The organism is Kitasatospora purpeofusca, from assembly GCF_042691725.1.
Classification (GTDB): Bacteria; Actinomycetota; Actinomycetes; order Streptomycetales; family Streptomycetaceae; genus Kitasatospora; species Kitasatospora purpeofusca_B.
The window spans coordinates 901,425-915,259 of record NZ_CP170483.1 but is presented as its reverse complement, the minus strand read 5'-3'; the positions used below and the strand labels follow the sequence as shown (position 1 = coordinate 915,259).

Below are 13,835 nucleotides of genomic sequence, written 5' to 3'. Positions count from 1 at the left end.
ATCGGCGGGTCCGCGCGGGCACGCCCGCCACCTCCGAGGAAGCGAGCGAGAGATGAGCAGCGTGGAGCGGCCGGAGCTGGCGGCGGTGCCCGAGACGGCGCTGTGGACGCTCTGGCAGCGGGCCGTCGAGGCCCGCCGGCCGGATGCCGTGCTCCACGACCCGAAGGCGGTGGATCTGGTCGAGCGGATCGACTACCCGTTCGCCGAGCGGTTCGGCACGAGCGGCTTCCAGTCCCAGCTTCAGGCGCTGCGGGTGGCCTGCTTCGACCGCGAGGTGGCGGACTTCCTGGCCCGGGAGCCGCGCGGCACGGTGGTCTGTCTGGGGGAGGGCCTGGAGACGCAGTACTGGCGCGTCGACAACGGTCGCGCCCGCTGGCTCACCGTGGACCTCCCCGAAATGATCGCCCTACGCGAGCGCCTCCTCCCGCCCGGCCCGCGCCAGCGCTATCTGGCCGCCGACGCCACCGACCTGGTGTGGGCCGACGAGGTCGACCGCGACCGTGCGGTCCTGGTCACTGCGCAGGGCCTGTGCATGTACCTCCCCCCGGCCCGGGTGAAAGCCCTGATCGCAGGCTGTGCGGACCGGTTCCCCGGCGGCTCCATGGTCGTGGACGCCGTACCGCGCTGGTTCGCACGGTTCACCGCGAGCGGGAAGATGCGCACCGCCGCCTACCAGGTGCCCGCCATGCGGTGGGCGATGGACGCCGGCGAGCGCGACAAGCTCCGCACCGCGAGCCCGGCGGTGACGGCCGTCCGCGACGTCCGCCCGACGGACGGACGCGGTCTCCTCGGCGCCCTCCTGCCCCTGGCCCTGACCGCCCCGTGGCTGGCCGCCCACCGTCCTTCGGTCACGGTCCTGAACTTCGCCGAAGGCCCCGAACCGGCATAGACGAGCGGATGCGCCCACCTGGTGGAGTGTCGCGGCCTCTCGCCACCTCGCGCAGGAGAGAGGCACCCTGCCCTGTACTTTGACGTCCACCCAGCCACTGCCCTGGGCCGGATGCACTTGCGAACGCCGCCGCTGATCGGGTGGAACGACCTCACGGCCTCGATCGACAACCTCGCGAGCACGGGCTACCCGTACGGCGCCGCCCAGCAGAACGTCGCCAGCTCGCTGATGTTCATGATCCAGTTCACCTCGGGGGCCGCGCGCCTCTGGGACGTCTACGGCGTCACCCGGGACATCCAGGGTGGCAACCGGCCGGTGTACCAGGGGCTCCCCGAGCGGCAGCAGTACCCGGAGAACGCCTGGGACCAGATCTCCCGGTACGCCTACCGGTGTCACCAGCCAGGTCGGCTCCGCCGTGGAGGAGATCGCGGCGGCGGAGGGGCTGCTGAAGGTGCGGAGCGGCACCGACGGCGGCCGAGCATCCCGGCCTGTGCCGGCGCTCCTGCGTCGAAGAGCGGTTGATCGGGCGCATCCGTCCGTTGGCGGTCAGCGCAGCGGACGTTCCACTCCCTCCAGCGCGTCGCGCAGGGAGCCCGGCTGGTGATGCCGAGTTTGGGAAAGACCTGGTAGAGGTGGGTGGAAACGGTGCGGGGGGAGAGGTAGAGCTTGGCGCCGATCTGCTTGTTGGACAGTCCCAGGGCGGCGAGGCTGGCGATCTCCCACTGCTGCGGCGTCAGCGGCCCGCGGTCGCCGACGCCGGGTACCGGGGCGCCGCAGGCGCGCAGTTCCCCGGGAGCGAGGTCCTCCCGGTGAGCGTACCGGTGCCGTACACCAAGGCCGACGGCACGACCGGGACCGAGTTCCACCTGGGCAAGGACGGCCAGGCAGCCTTTGCCGCGGACCTCTCCAAGGCCGACTTCCGGATCCTCCAGGCCACGCAACGGCCGTTCGACGCCGACTCGTTCACCTACCCTACGACGGCCGCGGCTTGGCGGACGATCCCGGTCTGGGGCCTGGTCGCCGGCCGGGACAAGGCGATCCCGCCCGCGTGTGAGCGCTGGATGTACGCCCGCCCCAACGCCCGAGAGGTCGTCGAAGTGCCGACCTCCTCGCACGTCGTGATGCTCAGCCACCCCGGCGTTGTTGCCGACCTGATACACGACGCCGCCCGGGCGGTCGGCTGACACGGCCGCGGGCCGGGGCCGTTCGCTCATCGGCGGCCCCGGGCCTTCGGCGTCCCGTTCGGCCACCGCCACGCTCCCGAGGTGACGGGCCGGCGCGTCGGCCGATCTCGGACACCGGCCCCGGCCGACCTCGGCCTGCCGAGAGCGATGCCACCGGCGGCCTGCGGTCGAGGCCGTTTGTCACCTGCTGCGATCGGCGCCGCCGTCCGGGGGCGTTCGCGAGAGCCGCTCCGCCAGGTGGACGAGGTCGAGCAGTCCCTATGCCCGCACCCGGGCCGCGGCGGGGAACAGCGCGCTCGCCCCCAGGACCGCCGAGTCGGCAGTCGCGGCTCGCTGCGAAGAGTAATAGGGTCGGTACTCAGTGAAGTTCTCGCCGTCATGGCTTGATGCCCACGAAAGAGGAAGATCATGGCCAGCAGGGCCAGCATCGTTTTCGCCCACGGACTCTGGGCCGACGGGTCGTGCTTCAACAAGCTCATCCCCGCGCTCCAGGCAGAGGGCCACCAGGTCTCCGCTTCGCAGCACGGCCTCGACTCCCTCGAGGGCGACGTCGCATGCGTGACCCGCTCCATCGATCACGTCCCCGGCCCGGTCGTGCTCGTCGGCCACTCCTACGGCGGCACCCTGATCACCAAGGCCGGCACCCACGACCGCGTAGGCGCCCTGGTCTACATCGCCGCGCTCGCCCCCAGCGAGGAGGAGACCTCGCAGGACCAGCAGGACAAGTACGCCCGCACACCCGTCTTCGAGCACATCGACGTCGCCGACGGCCGTATCTGGCTCCTCGAGTCGGGTGTCGGCGACTTCTGCGGCGATCTGCCGGAAGCCGAGCAGAAGCTCGTCCTCGCGACGGGTGCCGTGCCGGTCCCCGACCTGTTCGACCAGCAGGTTCCCGGCACCGCTTGGCGCACGAAGCCGAGTTGGTACATCGTCGCGAACAACGACCGCACCGTGAACCCGGACCTGGAGCGGGCCGCCGCCGAGCGCATGGGCGCCAAGACCTACGCCGTCGACAGCAGCCACGTGCCGATGCTCTCGCACCCCGACCTCGTTCTCGACGTCATCCGCGACGCCGCGAAGACCCTCGAGGCGTAGAGCCCTCGCCGAAGCGGTGTGAAGCGGCATCCCGCTCGGCATCCTCACGGACGTCCAGATCTGCACCACGAACGCCAACCCGCGGATCCAGGACAAGGGCCACTCGCCCCTGTGCCGTCACTCCGACGAGCGCGGCCTCGCGGACGACGACGACTTCCTGCCCCCGCAGACTTCCTCGGCCGAGACGACCTCGACGACCACTGGTGCAGCAAATGCGGTGGCTACGCCGTCCGTAGGCTCACCGACACCCGGCTCTCCTGCCACCGCGCGGCACGCCGCTGAGATTTCCAGGAGCGCGGAGCACGCGAGTGACGAAGGACCGGGGAAGGGCAGCTGCTGATGAGTCCTTCGGCCGACGCGCCCGCGAGCGGGGCCTTGGACGTCCTGGCCCGGGTCAATCCGCCCTGCGCGGCCAGCACGTGATCATCTGGTCGGCGACGGTGTGGAGCGCTTCGCGCGGCACGCCCGAGGCGGCCTGGACGGCGAGTCCTTGGACGAGCGTGACCAGGAGCCGTGCGAGGGCCGAGGGGTCGGAGCCGGGAGGCAGGCCGTCGGCGCCGGAGTAGGACCTCAGCCGGTCGGCCAGGCTCGTCACGCCGTCCTCCCGGAGCTGGGTCAGGTATTCCCGCACAGAGGCGGAACGAGGGCTCACGGCGAGGGCGCCCTGCACGACCAGGCAACCGTGCGGGGTGCGGTCACCGGCGACCGCCTCCACCGCGGAGTGCAGGAGGGTTCGTGCCAGGGCCTCGGCCGTCGGCTGGTCGAGGGCGGCCTGGAGGTAGGCCCCGGGGCCGGCCATGTAGCGCTCGACGGCCTTGCGGAAGAGGGCCTCCTTGTCCCCGAACGCCGTGTAGATGCTGGGGGCGCTCATCTCCATGGCCGCCGTGAGGTGGGACATGGCGGCACCCTCGTAGCCCTGGGTCCAGAAGGTCAGCATGGCCGCCTCCAGTGCCCGATCGGGGTCGTAGCTGCGAGGTCGACCGCCCGGCATGACCCGTCCCTGTCCCTTCTCCCGCCCAACGGCGTCCCGGCGGCCCCGGCGGAGAGCGGGGCCTTCGCTCAGCCTATCGGCGGCGCTGTTGACACGTCCCCGCGGGCGCGGAATAGTTTAATAACGATCGTTAATATACTCCGTCGGCAGCGAAGGAGAGGCCATGAGCCTGATCGATCCCCATGTGACGGACCCCCGGTACACGAAGAGGGGTGCGATCTACGTGCCCTCCGGGGAGGGGGAGACCGCCTGGGTGTTCGCCGACACCTACACCCTCAAGGTCGGCGGTCGGGAGACCAACGGGGCGCTGACCTTCCTGGAGGCGACGGTGCCGCCCGAAGGCGGACCCGCGCCGCATGTCCACAACGATCACGACGAGGCGTTCTACGTGATCTCCGGGAAGCTGGAGTTCCTCAACGGCGATGAAACCGTGACCGCCGAAGCCGGCGGCTTCTTCTTCGTCCCGCGCGGCACCCGCCACCGCTTCCGCAACCGCGGCTACCACGCGGCCAAGATGATCTTCTTCTTCACCCCGGGCGGCATGGAGGAACTGCTCCTCGCCGGCGCCACGCCGGCCAAGCCGGGAGTGGCGCCACCCATCCGCGAGCTCAGCATCGGGGAGCCCCCCACGGAGCTGATGGAGCGCTACGCCACGGAGATCCTCCCCGACCCCAGCTAGGGCCGCATCAGGCAAGGTTCGCCCTGGTGGCGGCCTCTCGTAGCCTCTCGTAGCCGTTCGTCGACGGCGTGGGCGGCGACGGCGTAGTGGTCGGGGACGCCCCGGCCCCGGTCCGGCAGGTGGGTCGAGGCGCAGCGAGGTCTGGAACACCAGGGAGGTCTCGACGATCGTGCCGCACTCCCACTGGTGATGACTGGGTTCCCACTACTTGGGTCGGCCCGGCCCCGCAGGCGAGGTCGTTCGCCGGGCGCTGTCCGGTGGTCCGGTGGCGACCAGCAGGCCGAGCGCCTGCGGGGACAGCAGCGGGAAGAACAGCTCTGCCTGATGGCGCGCCACGATCCGCCGCAACCCCCTGGTCCGCCGGGCCTGCCGGATCTGCCGTGGGACGACGTCGGGAACTTCTTCGACTCTGACCTGATGAGTGAGGATCCGGACGGCGACCGGCTTACGCCCCGTCGGCGAGGATCAGTTCGGCCATCGCAAGCAAGCCCCTGAAGACCCTGAGTCCCTCCCGGTACTCCGCCGAACGCGCCAGCAGCGCTACGGCCGCACGGAGCTCCGGGAGGCAGTCCCGGAGAACCTCGGCGTGGCCCGGGCCGAGAACGCCACCGTTCCTGAGGTAGGTCATGACGCAGCCGGCCATGGTGAAATCCAGGTACGCCAGATCGTGTCTGTCGTCGAACGGCACGTCGGGGAACGGCCCGGGGTGGTGTGCGGCCCACAGGAGGGCCACTTCGCCGACGATCGCCCGGTGCCGGTCGGGCCCTGGAGGCGGGACAAGGGTGGTCATGAAGCGATCCTCCCGTACACGCCGAGCCCCACCGGCCGCCGGGCCCACTTCGACCTGGCCGACATGCTGATCGAACATGACCGCTCGGCTGAGGCCCTGGCCGCCATCCTTCACGCCTTCGCCCGCAGCCCCGGTGGCAGCACGCGAAGATCAACGCGGCGACACCCGGCCGCATCTCCACTGGCACGGCGGCACGCCACCGGTGGAACAGGACCTCCTGCTCACCCCCTGAGAAGGCTGTCGCACGGCCCCAACTCACCCATCAGCAAGAGGAGTCCACCCATGGCCCGGATCGCCACACGCTACGGGTTCGCCAGCACGGCCGCGCAGGTCGCGCAGGGCATCGACCTCACCGGCCGGCGTGCGATGGTCACCGGCGCCTCCTCCGGCCTCGGCGCGGAAACGGCCCGCGCCCCGGCGGCACGGGAGCCGCCGTCACCCTGGCCGTCCGCGACGTGGCCGCCGGTGAGCGCGTCGCCAAGGACATCACGGAGGCGACCGGCAACCAGGACGTCCAGGTCACCCACCTGGACCTCACCGATCCCGCGTCCGTCACCGCCCTCACCACCGGCCTGCACGACGCGCTCGCCGCCGACGGCGCCGCCGCCCGCATCGTCGTCGTCAGCTCCACCGCCCACCACCGGTCGCCGATCGTGTGGGGCGACGTGCACTTCGCGTTCCACCGCTACGACCCCTGGCTCGCCTACGGCCAGTCCAAGACCGCCAACATCCTGTTCGCGGTCGAGGCCACCCGCCGCTGGGCCGCCGACCCCGCGGGCGCCCGTCACCTGTGGACGCTGTCGGAGCGACTGCTCGGCGCGTCTTGACGTTCAGGCCAGGCCGAGCTGGGCGGCGATGACGGAGCCCTCCGCGTAGCAGTCGAAGCGCTTGATCTTGCCGCCGACCAGCTCGAACACGTCGCAGCACGGGGCGTCCATGCGTCTGCCGGTCGGCGGGACGGTGCCGGCGGGCAGTTCCAGCGGGCCGAGGTGGGTGCCCTGCAGGCGCAGCTGCACGATCACCACGTCACCGGTGACGTAGAACCGTTCGAGTTCCCGGTGCATGTCGGGGAACGCCCTCGCGTAGACCTCGACAGTCCTGCCGAGCTCGTTCGCGCCGCGGTAGGTGACCGGAACCGACATGTCCGTGAAGGTTCCGTCCTGCGTGAACGCCGCGATCCAGCCGGCGACGTCCTGCTCCTCGGCGACCCGGTAGGCGCCGCGAATGATCTTCTCGTTCTCCGGTGCCATCGCGGGCTCCCTGATGCGTGTCACGCACGGTGACGAGCAGACGCGAGGATCGACGCCTTCGTGCATCCACTCTAATCTTCACGTTGCGAAAGGGCGCCTTGCCGCGAGTGCCGCTCTCACCCGCGGAGTCGCTCCCGGGCAGCGGCGATGGCGGGGACCGTCCAGGACGGGTGGGTGTTGACCTGGGGCACGGTGGCGCCGGCCAGCTGCTTGTAGCTGGTCGCGATCCGTTCGGCCGCTGCGGCGGGCAGCGCCCCGCCGTGTTCCTCGGCCAGCGCGATGGTCTTCTCCGGTCCCAGGTCCCGGTTGGCCAGCACGATCGCGTTGACGGTCGGCCGACGCATCCGGTCGTAGCGGCGGAGCGCGGCCTCGGCGTCGTCGTCCCGGGCGAGGCACCAGGCCAGTACCCGGCTGTCGACGACGGACTGCGAGCCGCCGTTCATGCCCATGGGGAACATCGGATGCGCGGCGTCGCCGAGGAGGGTGACCCGTCCGAAGCTCCAGCGCGGCAGGGGGTCGCGGTCGGTCATCGGGTACTCGTAGATCGCCGAGGAGTCGTCGGCGAGCGCGGCGAGGTCGATCCACGGCAGGTTCCACGAGGCCAGCCCGGCTCGGGCCTCCGCCGTAGTGACGCGGCGGCCGGGGCCGCCCGGAGGCTGGGCGGTCGGCCGGTGCCGCACCTCCAGCACCCAGTTCACCAGGGCATCGGCGCCCGCGGTCGCGGGGTCCTCGATGGGGTAGGCGACGAACTTCGCGCCGGGGGTTCCTCCGGCCACCACGATCGACCGGCCGTCGAGGACGTGCGGGTGCCGCGCGACTCCACGCCACATGTGGACGCCGTTCCGGAGCGGAAGGCCCTCGTCCGGGTAGAGCCGGCCGCGGACCACGGAGTCGATGCCGTCCGCACCGACCAGCACGTCGGCGTCGTCGAGCACGGGCAGAGCGCTCGACCGGTCCAGGAAGTGGGCGCGCACGCCGCCCGCGCTCTGTTCGAACCTCTGGAACAGCAGGCCGGTACGGACCGAGTCGGGCCCCAGCCGCTCGCGTACCGCCGCCAGCAGCAGCATCTGCAGACGGCCGCGGTGCACGGAGTACTGCGGCCAGCGGTACCCGGCCGCGCGGCCCAGCGGCTCCTCCCAGACCGCCTCGCCCGCCCGGTCGCGGTAGCTGAGCCGGTGCGGGGGCAGTGCGACGGAGGCCAGTTCGCCGCCCAGGCCGAGTTCGGAGAGTTCCCGGACGGCGTGCGGCAGCAGGTTGATCCCGACGCCGACCGCCTCGATCGTCCGCGCCGCCTCGTACACCCGTGGCGCGAAGCCCGCCGCGTGCAGGCTCAGGGCGCAGCTCAACCCGGCGATGCCGCCGCCGACGACGGTCACTCTCATCTGTCTGTCCTCGCCCTTCGCCGGGGCCACGGGTCCGGTCGGCACCCTGTCACCAGCCTCGGTGTCCCGGCCTCGCGCGTCCAATACGCAGTGGTGATGGCAGCCGTCACGATCGCTGATCGCGCAGGGGGCGCACCGGCGCCCGGTCGGTTGGGATCCGTTGCAACCCGGGTCCTCGGCTTCGCAGTTGATAGCTTGTCGGCCATGGAGCTCCGTACGCTTGAGTACTTCGTCGCGGTGGCGGAGGAGCGGTCGTTCACGAAGGCGGCGGCCCGCTGTCATGTCGTGCAGCCCGCGATCAGCCAGCAGATCCAGGCCCTGGAGAAGGAGCTGGGGGAGCCCCTGTTCGAACGGCTGCCCCGGCAGGTGGTCCTCACCTCCGGCGGCGCCGCCCTGCTGCCGCACGCCCGCGCCTGTCTGGCGGCGGCCGCGTCGGCTCTGCTGGAGTTCGCCGACCGGTCCGGTCTGCTCGGCGGCTCGTTCGCGCTGGGGACCGTCGGCGGCCTGGAGGGGACCGACATCCCCCGGCTGCTGGGGGAGTACCACCGCCGGTATCCGCGGGTCTCGGTGAGCCTCGTCGGGGCGTCGAGCCCCTCTCTGCTGGCGAAGGTCCGCGACGGGGAGATCGACGCGGCCGTGGTCGCGGGACCGCCGGACGGCGAACCCGCCGCCGTCGCCTCGCGCGTGCTCCTGGAGGACCGGATCGTCGCCGTCCTCCCCGCCGGAAGCCGGTCCGCGAACCGGCCGATGACCCTTGACGAGGCGGTCCGGAGCCCGGTCATCAGCTACGGCCCCGACAGCGGAGTGCACGCGTTCATCCGCCAGGCCTTCGCCGCGGAGGGGCTGCGGCTGGACATCGCCTGTGCGACGAACGACGTCGCCCTCCAACTCGCGCTCGTCGCCGAGCGGATCGGCATCGCCCTGACCTCCCAGGCGAGTCCGGTCCTCGCCGCCGACCGGCGTTTCCTCGTCGTGCCGCTGGAGCCCGCCATCCGGTTGCGGAAGGTGTTCGTGTGGCGGGCGGGCACCCGGCCGTGCGCGCCGTTGCGGGCCTTCCTCGACCTGTGGACGGAACTGTCCGACCGCCCGGCGCGCGCGGGTGGTTCGGCGGTTCAAGCGGAGCGGACCGTCTCCCGGTAGCGGCGGGGGGACAGGCCCGTGGTGCGTTTGAAGGCATTGCTGAAGGCGCTCTCGGAGCCGTATCCGAGAGAGGAGGCGATGACCGACAGCGGCGTGTCCGCGCGGCGAAGGGCGTGTTCGGCCCGGTGCATCCGCCAGCGGCGGAGGTAGGCCAGCGGCGGGACACCCGCCACGTCCTTGAAGCGCTTGGCGAAGCTGGTGCGGGACATCGCCACGGCCCGGGCCAGTTCGGCGAGTGTCCAGGGGCGGGCGGGGTCGCCGTGCATGAGGTGCAGGGCGGGCGCGATGCGCTCGTCCGCGAGGGCGCGCAGCCAGCCCGTCGGGCAGGGGCAGGCGTGCGCATCGGTGAGGAAGGCGCGCAGGACCTGGACGAGGAGCAGGGGGGCGAGGTGGTCGGCGGCGAAGGAGGCGCCGGGGCGGTCGGAGGACAGTTCGCGCAGCGTCTGGTCCATGAGCCAGCAGGCGGTGGGGGCTTCGGCCGCCCCGGCGCCGACGTGCAGTACGGGCGGGAGCGCGCCGAGCAGCAGGTCCTTGGCGGTCGTGTCGAGTTCCAGGTGACCGCCGATGGTGACGATGTCCCGGCCGGCCTCCCCGGCGTGGAAGAAGGGCGCGGTCGAGGCCCTGAGCAGGGGCAGCGCGTCGATCGCGGGCACCGCCGGGTCGCTCGCGAGAGCGTACGGGCGGTCGCCGGCCAGGACGGCCAGTTCGCCCGCTTCGAGGCGTAGGGGTGGCCCGGCGCCCTGCACCGTCAGCCAGACGGTGCCCCGCAGCACGGCCTGGATCTTGAGTCGGCCCGGCGCCGGGAAGGCCAGGGCCCAAGCGCCGGCGGCCGTGAGGCCGCGCGACAGGGCGCAGCGTACGCCGGTGAGTTCGAGGGTCTCGCTGAAGGGGTCCCCCCGGGTGGTGCCGGGGGCGGGTGCGGACGGTGGTGCATCCATGTGCGGACTCTCGCGCAAGTTGCGCGGACGGGCAAGCATTCACATGGCGTTGTCGACTCGTCACGATGAGTGGCGGGTCGTGTGCGTACTCCGTGCCGCGCGGCCCGGGCCCGGCCACCGCCCGGTGGCCGGCCGACGAGTTCCAGGAGGTAGTTCCCATGGGCGGATTCCAGGACCGCGACAAGTTCCACCCGGACGAGGTCGTCCTCTCGGCGGCCGAGCAGAGGGTCATCGCCGAGCTCCTGACGGGCGGCGCCCAGGCCGAACCGGGCGAGCCCACCGACGAGGGCTGACGCAGCCCGGAGCCAGCAGGCCCAGGGGTGCCGGTCCGCGACGGTCGTACGCCGGCCGTCGCGGACCGCGCCCCGCTCAGCAGACAGGACGGCCGTGACCACCACCACGCACACCGCACCTCCCCAGTCCGGGGAACGCAGCCTCACTCCGCAGCAGGCGTCCGCGAGGGCCGTGTCCGCGATCGCCGCCCTGGGGCTGGAGGCCGATCTGGCGCCCGTCCTCGACGGCGACCCCGGGACGTGGCGGTGCGTCCTGCTGCGCGGCGGCGTACCGCTGCGCACCGGGCTGGGGCTGGGCAAGGGCAGCCGGGCGGAGGCCCGTGCGGGGGCGCTGTTCGAGGCACTGGAGCACCAGCTCAGCGGGGTGGAGGGACTCGCCGCCTCCGAGATCCGGTTGGCATCCGCCCACCGCGTCGCCGGTGGCCCGCTCGGGCGGGACGTCGCCGCCGCGCTGCTCGCCCAGGCGCCCGACCGGCCGCTGGGCTGTCTGCCCTACCGCTCGCTCGACGGCGGCCCGGACGTCGACGTCCCGCTCTTCCTCTCCATGCCCGAGTACCTGCGCGCGGAGGGGGAGGACCTGCGTCGGCAGGCCGGCGACACCTACGACTACCGGTCGGTGGGTCGCTACTCGGTCAACAACGGCTGGGCCGCCGGGGTCGATCCGGTCGAGGCCGCGGTGCACGCGATCAACGAACTGATCGAGCGGGACGCGCTGTCCATGCTGCTGATCGGCAGCTTCCTGTGCGAGCCTGCGCGCCGGATCGGCGTGGTCGACCCGGCGACGCTGCCCCCGGGCCCCGCCGCGCTCCTCGGCTTCGCCGGCGCCCGCACCGGCCGGCCGGTGCACCTGATCGACATGACCACCGACCTGGGCGTGCCGGCGTACGCGGCCCACCAGAGCGCACCCCCGGGGCAGCCCGCGCGGATCTGCGGCTGGGGGGCGTCGCTGTCCCGCGAGTACGCGATCTCCCGCGCGGTGAGCGAACTCGTCCAGTTGCACAGCACCATGGGACTGCGCGAGCAGTACGCGCACCTGCTGCCCGAACAGCGCGACGACACCGGACCCTATCCGGGGCTGCGCGCCTGCTACCTGTCCGACTTCAGCGCCGCCCTGGCCACGGCCGAGGTCCGGCCCTTCGAGCCGACCGCGGTGCCCGCCACCCCGGGCGGACACCTCGACCAGCTTCTCGCGCTGTTGGCGGACCACGGCTTCGCGGTCTACCGGCGCGACCACCACGTCACGCCGGACCTCGCCGTGGTCAACGTGCTGGTGCCCGGCCTGGAGAGGTTCATGCTGGTCACCGACGGCCAGGTGGTGGTGCCCGGCGAGCGCGGACTCGCGGCGGCCCGCGGTGAGTGAGCCACTGTGGCGGCCCCTCGCCCACGGCGACGCATCCCGGGTGGCAGGGCTGCTGGCCGCCTGCGAACGGGCGGACCGCACCGGTGACCAGCGCGGTGAACAGGACGTCCTCGACAGCTGGGCGGCCCCGGGCATCGACCTGGCAGCCGGCACGGCATCGGCCTGGGCCGGATCGGAGCCGGTGGCGTACGCGGTCACCCGGACGCGTGAACACGCGGACCCCGTCCACGAGATGACCCTGGACCTCGCGGTGCATCCCGCCCACCGGACGGCCGGCACCATGACGGACCTGCTCGCCCGGTGCCGCCGCACCGCGGCCCGCCGCCACCGGGCGAGCTTCGGCGGCACCGCGCTGGAACTCCACGTCCGGACGCACGGCCACCAGCGCTGGCTCGCCGAGGCGCTCGACGCCGCGGGCTACCGGCGGGTCCGCAGCTACCGGGGCATGCGGCTCGACCTGGCCGAGCACGTGCCGGCGGCCGGACCGGTGCTGCCGCCGGGGACCGTCCTGGTGCCGTTCGAGGACCACCACGACGCGATGCTGCTGGCGGCCCGCAACGAGATCTTCGCCCGCAATCCGGGCAGTGTCCCGATGACGCCCGTGACGTGGCGCCACTCGGTGACCGGAAGCCCGTACTTCCGCCCCGAGTCCTCCTTCCTGCTGCTCTCCGCCGACGGCCGGGAGCTCCTCTGCTACCTGCTGTCCACCGAACTCGCCGACGCGGGACGGGAACGCGAGCTGTACCTCGCCAACGCCGGGACCCGCCCCGACCTGCACGGGCGGGGCCTGTACCGGGCCGTGTTCACCCACACGCTCGCCCGCGCGAAGGAGCGCGGCTACCGGTGGGCCGTCATGGACGTCGATTCCACCAACGCCATGGCCACCGGAGGCTTCTACGAACGCCTCGGCGCGCGGACCTTCCGCACCTGGACCGGGCACGTGCTGGACCTCACCGGCGGCACCGACCGCAGGAGCGTCGCCATCCGGCCCCACGCCGCTCCGCCGCCCTGACCAGGCCGCCGGCCGGGCTCGGTGCCGGGAACGAAGGCCTCATCCGCCGCATCGGCCCGTCCAGCATCGGCGCCGACCGGCTCCGCAGCGCCACGGGCATCACCCACCTCGCGTCCGGCACCTGAAGCAGAACCCAGCTGCGGCACACATCCGCCTCGGCGCGGACGAGGTCGACGCCATCACCGCTTTCGTCCCCGAGGAGCACCGAACAGGGGAGCGGCCGCCGGCCCCGGCGCACCGCTGCTCGTCAGGTGGCGGTTGCCGGGCACCGTGACGGCGGTGACGGGGGAGGGCGGGATCCGGTCCGGCCAGATCGCGTTGGGCCTCGGCGGGCAGTTCGTCGTCGGTGCGGCCCACGAGGGCTCGGGCACGGGCTTCGATGCCCAGGGCCCAGTACGTGCCGCTCGGGCCGGTCACTTCGGTCAGGCTCAGGGTCGCAGAGCGTCCGCCGCCTCGTCGGGTGCCTCCGTGCGGGCGGCGGCCTCGATGAACTCCGGCAGCGCCCAGGTCGCTCCGCCCACTTCCAGCGGCCGGCTTCCCCGGCCCGCTTCGCGCGCCGCCGCCAGCGCGTCCTGGTAGCGGCCGGTGCTGTTGGCGACGATGGCCCGCGCCTTCGTGGCGCGCACGTTGTAGCTGAGCCGCCGGCTGTACTCACGGGCGTCCTCCGCGCGCCGGGGATCGTCCGCGCGCCGCTGCCGGTCGCGGCCCGGGTCAGGTTCCGCCCGTCGGTGATCGCGCTGCGCTTCGCGGCGCACGATCACACCGGGCGGCCGTAGCCGGGAACGCCGGCGCCCCCGGAGCCGAGGGCTCCGGGGGCGCCGGCGTTCACCAG

16 protein-coding genes and 2 pseudogenes are annotated in these 13,835 nt (G+C 72.7%); 10 read left to right on the top strand and 8 right to left on the bottom strand.

From position 1 onward, the window contains the following. The first annotated feature begins 52 nt into the window (after positions 1-52). Complete coding sequence (locus tag ACFCLZ_RS04020; protein WP_380283245.1) at positions 53-889, top strand: class I SAM-dependent methyltransferase; 837 nt, start codon at positions 53-55, stop codon at positions 887-889. A gap of 111 nt (positions 890-1,000) precedes the next feature. Continuing rightward, positions 1,001-1,255, top strand: a pseudogene (locus tag ACFCLZ_RS04015) (hypothetical protein); the annotation flags it as partial. A gap of 26 nt (positions 1,256-1,281) precedes the next feature. Here the strand turns inward: ACFCLZ_RS04015 and ACFCLZ_RS04010 are convergent. Beyond that, complete coding sequence (locus ACFCLZ_RS04010; RefSeq protein ID WP_380286065.1) at positions 1,282-1,581, bottom strand: helix-turn-helix transcriptional regulator; 300 nt, start codon at positions 1,579-1,581, stop codon at positions 1,282-1,284. On the opposite strand from ACFCLZ_RS04010, the gene ACFCLZ_RS04005 reads away from it, so the two are divergent. Both ACFCLZ_RS04005 and ACFCLZ_RS04000 read left to right on the top strand, forming a co-directional pair. Then, positions 1,522-2,073: an alpha/beta fold hydrolase gene (locus tag ACFCLZ_RS04005; RefSeq protein WP_380283244.1), complete on the top strand. Its 552-nt coding sequence runs from the start codon at positions 1,522-1,524 to the stop codon at positions 2,071-2,073. The two genes, ACFCLZ_RS04010 and ACFCLZ_RS04005, sit on opposite strands and share 60 nt — an antisense overlap. 408 nt (positions 2,074-2,481) lie before the next feature. Then, positions 2,482-3,168, top strand: coding sequence for an alpha/beta fold hydrolase (locus ACFCLZ_RS04000; protein ID WP_380283243.1), 687 nt, complete (start codon positions 2,482-2,484; stop codon positions 3,166-3,168). Positions 3,169-3,562: 394 nt separating this feature from the next. On the opposite strand, the gene ACFCLZ_RS03995 is transcribed toward ACFCLZ_RS04000, so the two are convergent. Further along, positions 3,563-4,105 carry a TetR/AcrR family transcriptional regulator gene (locus tag ACFCLZ_RS03995; protein WP_380283242.1) on the bottom strand — a complete coding sequence of 181 codons (543 nt, stop codon included), beginning with the start codon at positions 4,103-4,105 and terminating at the stop codon, positions 3,563-3,565. A 217-nt stretch (positions 4,106-4,322) separates the two neighbouring features. Between ACFCLZ_RS03995 and ACFCLZ_RS03990 the strand changes: the two genes are divergently transcribed. Continuing rightward, complete coding sequence (locus ACFCLZ_RS03990) at positions 4,323-4,838, top strand: cupin domain-containing protein (RefSeq protein WP_380283240.1); 516 nt, start codon at positions 4,323-4,325, stop codon at positions 4,836-4,838. Positions 4,839-5,042: 204 nt separating this feature from the next. On the opposite strand, the gene ACFCLZ_RS03985 is transcribed toward ACFCLZ_RS03990, so the two are convergent. Both ACFCLZ_RS03985 and ACFCLZ_RS03980 read right to left on the bottom strand, forming a co-directional pair. Then, positions 5,043-5,174 carry a hypothetical protein gene (locus ACFCLZ_RS03985; RefSeq protein WP_380283238.1) on the bottom strand — a complete coding sequence of 44 codons (132 nt, stop codon included), beginning with the start codon at positions 5,172-5,174 and terminating at the stop codon, positions 5,043-5,045. A gap of 109 nt (positions 5,175-5,283) precedes the next feature. Then, on the bottom strand, positions 5,284-5,628 hold the full coding sequence (locus tag ACFCLZ_RS03980) for a hypothetical protein (RefSeq protein WP_380283237.1): 345 nt from the start codon (positions 5,626-5,628) through the stop codon (positions 5,284-5,286). A 282-nt stretch (positions 5,629-5,910) separates the two neighbouring features. Here ACFCLZ_RS03980 and ACFCLZ_RS03975 point away from each other — a divergent pair. Continuing rightward, positions 5,911-6,419, top strand: a pseudogene (locus ACFCLZ_RS03975) (SDR family NAD(P)-dependent oxidoreductase); the annotation flags it as partial. A 39-nt stretch (positions 6,420-6,458) separates the two neighbouring features. On the opposite strand, the gene ACFCLZ_RS03970 reads toward ACFCLZ_RS03975, so the two are convergent. Together ACFCLZ_RS03970 and ACFCLZ_RS03965 are read right to left on the bottom strand one after the other, a co-directional pair. Further along, positions 6,459-6,878, bottom strand: coding sequence for a nuclear transport factor 2 family protein (locus ACFCLZ_RS03970; RefSeq protein ID WP_380283236.1), 420 nt, complete (start codon positions 6,876-6,878; stop codon positions 6,459-6,461). A 116-nt stretch (positions 6,879-6,994) separates the two neighbouring features. After that, positions 6,995-8,260, bottom strand: a complete 1,266-nt coding sequence (locus ACFCLZ_RS03965; protein WP_380283235.1) for an FAD-dependent monooxygenase — start codon at positions 8,258-8,260, stop codon at positions 6,995-6,997. Positions 8,261-8,464: 204 nt separating this feature from the next. Between ACFCLZ_RS03965 and ACFCLZ_RS03960 the strand changes: the two genes are divergently transcribed. Beyond that, the gene (locus ACFCLZ_RS03960) at positions 8,465-9,400 is read left to right on the top strand and encodes a LysR family transcriptional regulator (protein WP_380283234.1); all 936 of its coding nucleotides are present in this window, start codon (positions 8,465-8,467) and stop codon (positions 9,398-9,400) included. On the opposite strand, the gene ACFCLZ_RS03955 is transcribed toward ACFCLZ_RS03960, so the two are convergent. After that, positions 9,373-10,338 carry an AraC family transcriptional regulator gene (locus ACFCLZ_RS03955; RefSeq protein ID WP_380283233.1) on the bottom strand — a complete coding sequence of 322 codons (966 nt, stop codon included), beginning with the start codon at positions 10,336-10,338 and terminating at the stop codon, positions 9,373-9,375. The two genes, ACFCLZ_RS03960 and ACFCLZ_RS03955, sit on opposite strands and share 28 nt — an antisense overlap. A gap of 158 nt (positions 10,339-10,496) precedes the next feature. On the opposite strand from ACFCLZ_RS03955, the gene ACFCLZ_RS03950 reads away from it, so the two are divergent. From ACFCLZ_RS03950 to ACFCLZ_RS03940, 3 genes are all read left to right on the top strand, one after another. Next, entirely contained in the window at positions 10,497-10,631 is a 135-nt protein-coding gene (locus ACFCLZ_RS03950; RefSeq protein WP_380283232.1) for a hypothetical protein, read from the top strand. Between the two features lie 94 nt (positions 10,632-10,725). Further along, the gene (locus ACFCLZ_RS03945; protein ID WP_380283231.1) at positions 10,726-11,991 is read left to right on the top strand and encodes a YcaO-like family protein; all 1,266 of its coding nucleotides are present in this window, start codon (positions 10,726-10,728) and stop codon (positions 11,989-11,991) included. Then, a complete protein-coding gene (locus ACFCLZ_RS03940; protein WP_380283230.1) occupies positions 11,984-13,003 on the top strand; it encodes a GNAT family N-acetyltransferase in 1,020 nt (339 codons plus the stop codon). The genes ACFCLZ_RS03945 and ACFCLZ_RS03940 overlap by 8 nt, the downstream gene beginning before the upstream one ends. 428 nt (positions 13,004-13,431) lie before the next feature. Here ACFCLZ_RS03940 and ACFCLZ_RS03935 read toward each other — a convergent pair whose 3' ends face one another. Further along, a complete protein-coding gene (locus ACFCLZ_RS03935) occupies positions 13,432-13,764 on the bottom strand; it encodes a hypothetical protein (protein WP_380283229.1) in 333 nt (110 codons plus the stop codon). Between the last annotated feature and the right edge of the window lie 71 nt (positions 13,765-13,835).

Excerpts from the sequence above, each read along its gene's own strand:
- ACFCLZ_RS04020 (WP_380283245.1), top strand. The coding sequence starts at position 53 with ATGAGCAGCGTGGAGCGGCCGGAGCTGGCGGCGGTGCCCGAGACGGCG.
- ACFCLZ_RS03980 (WP_380283237.1), bottom strand. The coding sequence starts at position 5,628 with ATGACCACCCTTGTCCCGCCTCCAGGGCCCGACCGGCACCGGGCGATC.
- ACFCLZ_RS03990 (WP_380283240.1), top strand. The coding sequence starts at position 4,323 with ATGAGCCTGATCGATCCCCATGTGACGGACCCCCGGTACACGAAGAGG.
- ACFCLZ_RS03960 (WP_380283234.1), top strand. The coding sequence starts at position 8,465 with ATGGAGCTCCGTACGCTTGAGTACTTCGTCGCGGTGGCGGAGGAGCGG.
- ACFCLZ_RS03995 (WP_380283242.1), bottom strand. The coding sequence starts at position 4,105 with ATGCTGACCTTCTGGACCCAGGGCTACGAGGGTGCCGCCATGTCCCAC.
- ACFCLZ_RS03965 (WP_380283235.1), bottom strand. The coding sequence starts at position 8,260 with ATGAGAGTGACCGTCGTCGGCGGCGGCATCGCCGGGTTGAGCTGCGCC.
- ACFCLZ_RS03970 (WP_380283236.1), bottom strand. The coding sequence starts at position 6,878 with ATGGCACCGGAGAACGAGAAGATCATTCGCGGCGCCTACCGGGTCGCC.
- ACFCLZ_RS04000 (WP_380283243.1), top strand. The coding sequence starts at position 2,482 with ATGGCCAGCAGGGCCAGCATCGTTTTCGCCCACGGACTCTGGGCCGAC.
- ACFCLZ_RS03955 (WP_380283233.1), bottom strand. The coding sequence starts at position 10,338 with ATGGATGCACCACCGTCCGCACCCGCCCCCGGCACCACCCGGGGGGAC.
- ACFCLZ_RS03950 (WP_380283232.1), top strand. The coding sequence starts at position 10,497 with ATGGGCGGATTCCAGGACCGCGACAAGTTCCACCCGGACGAGGTCGTC.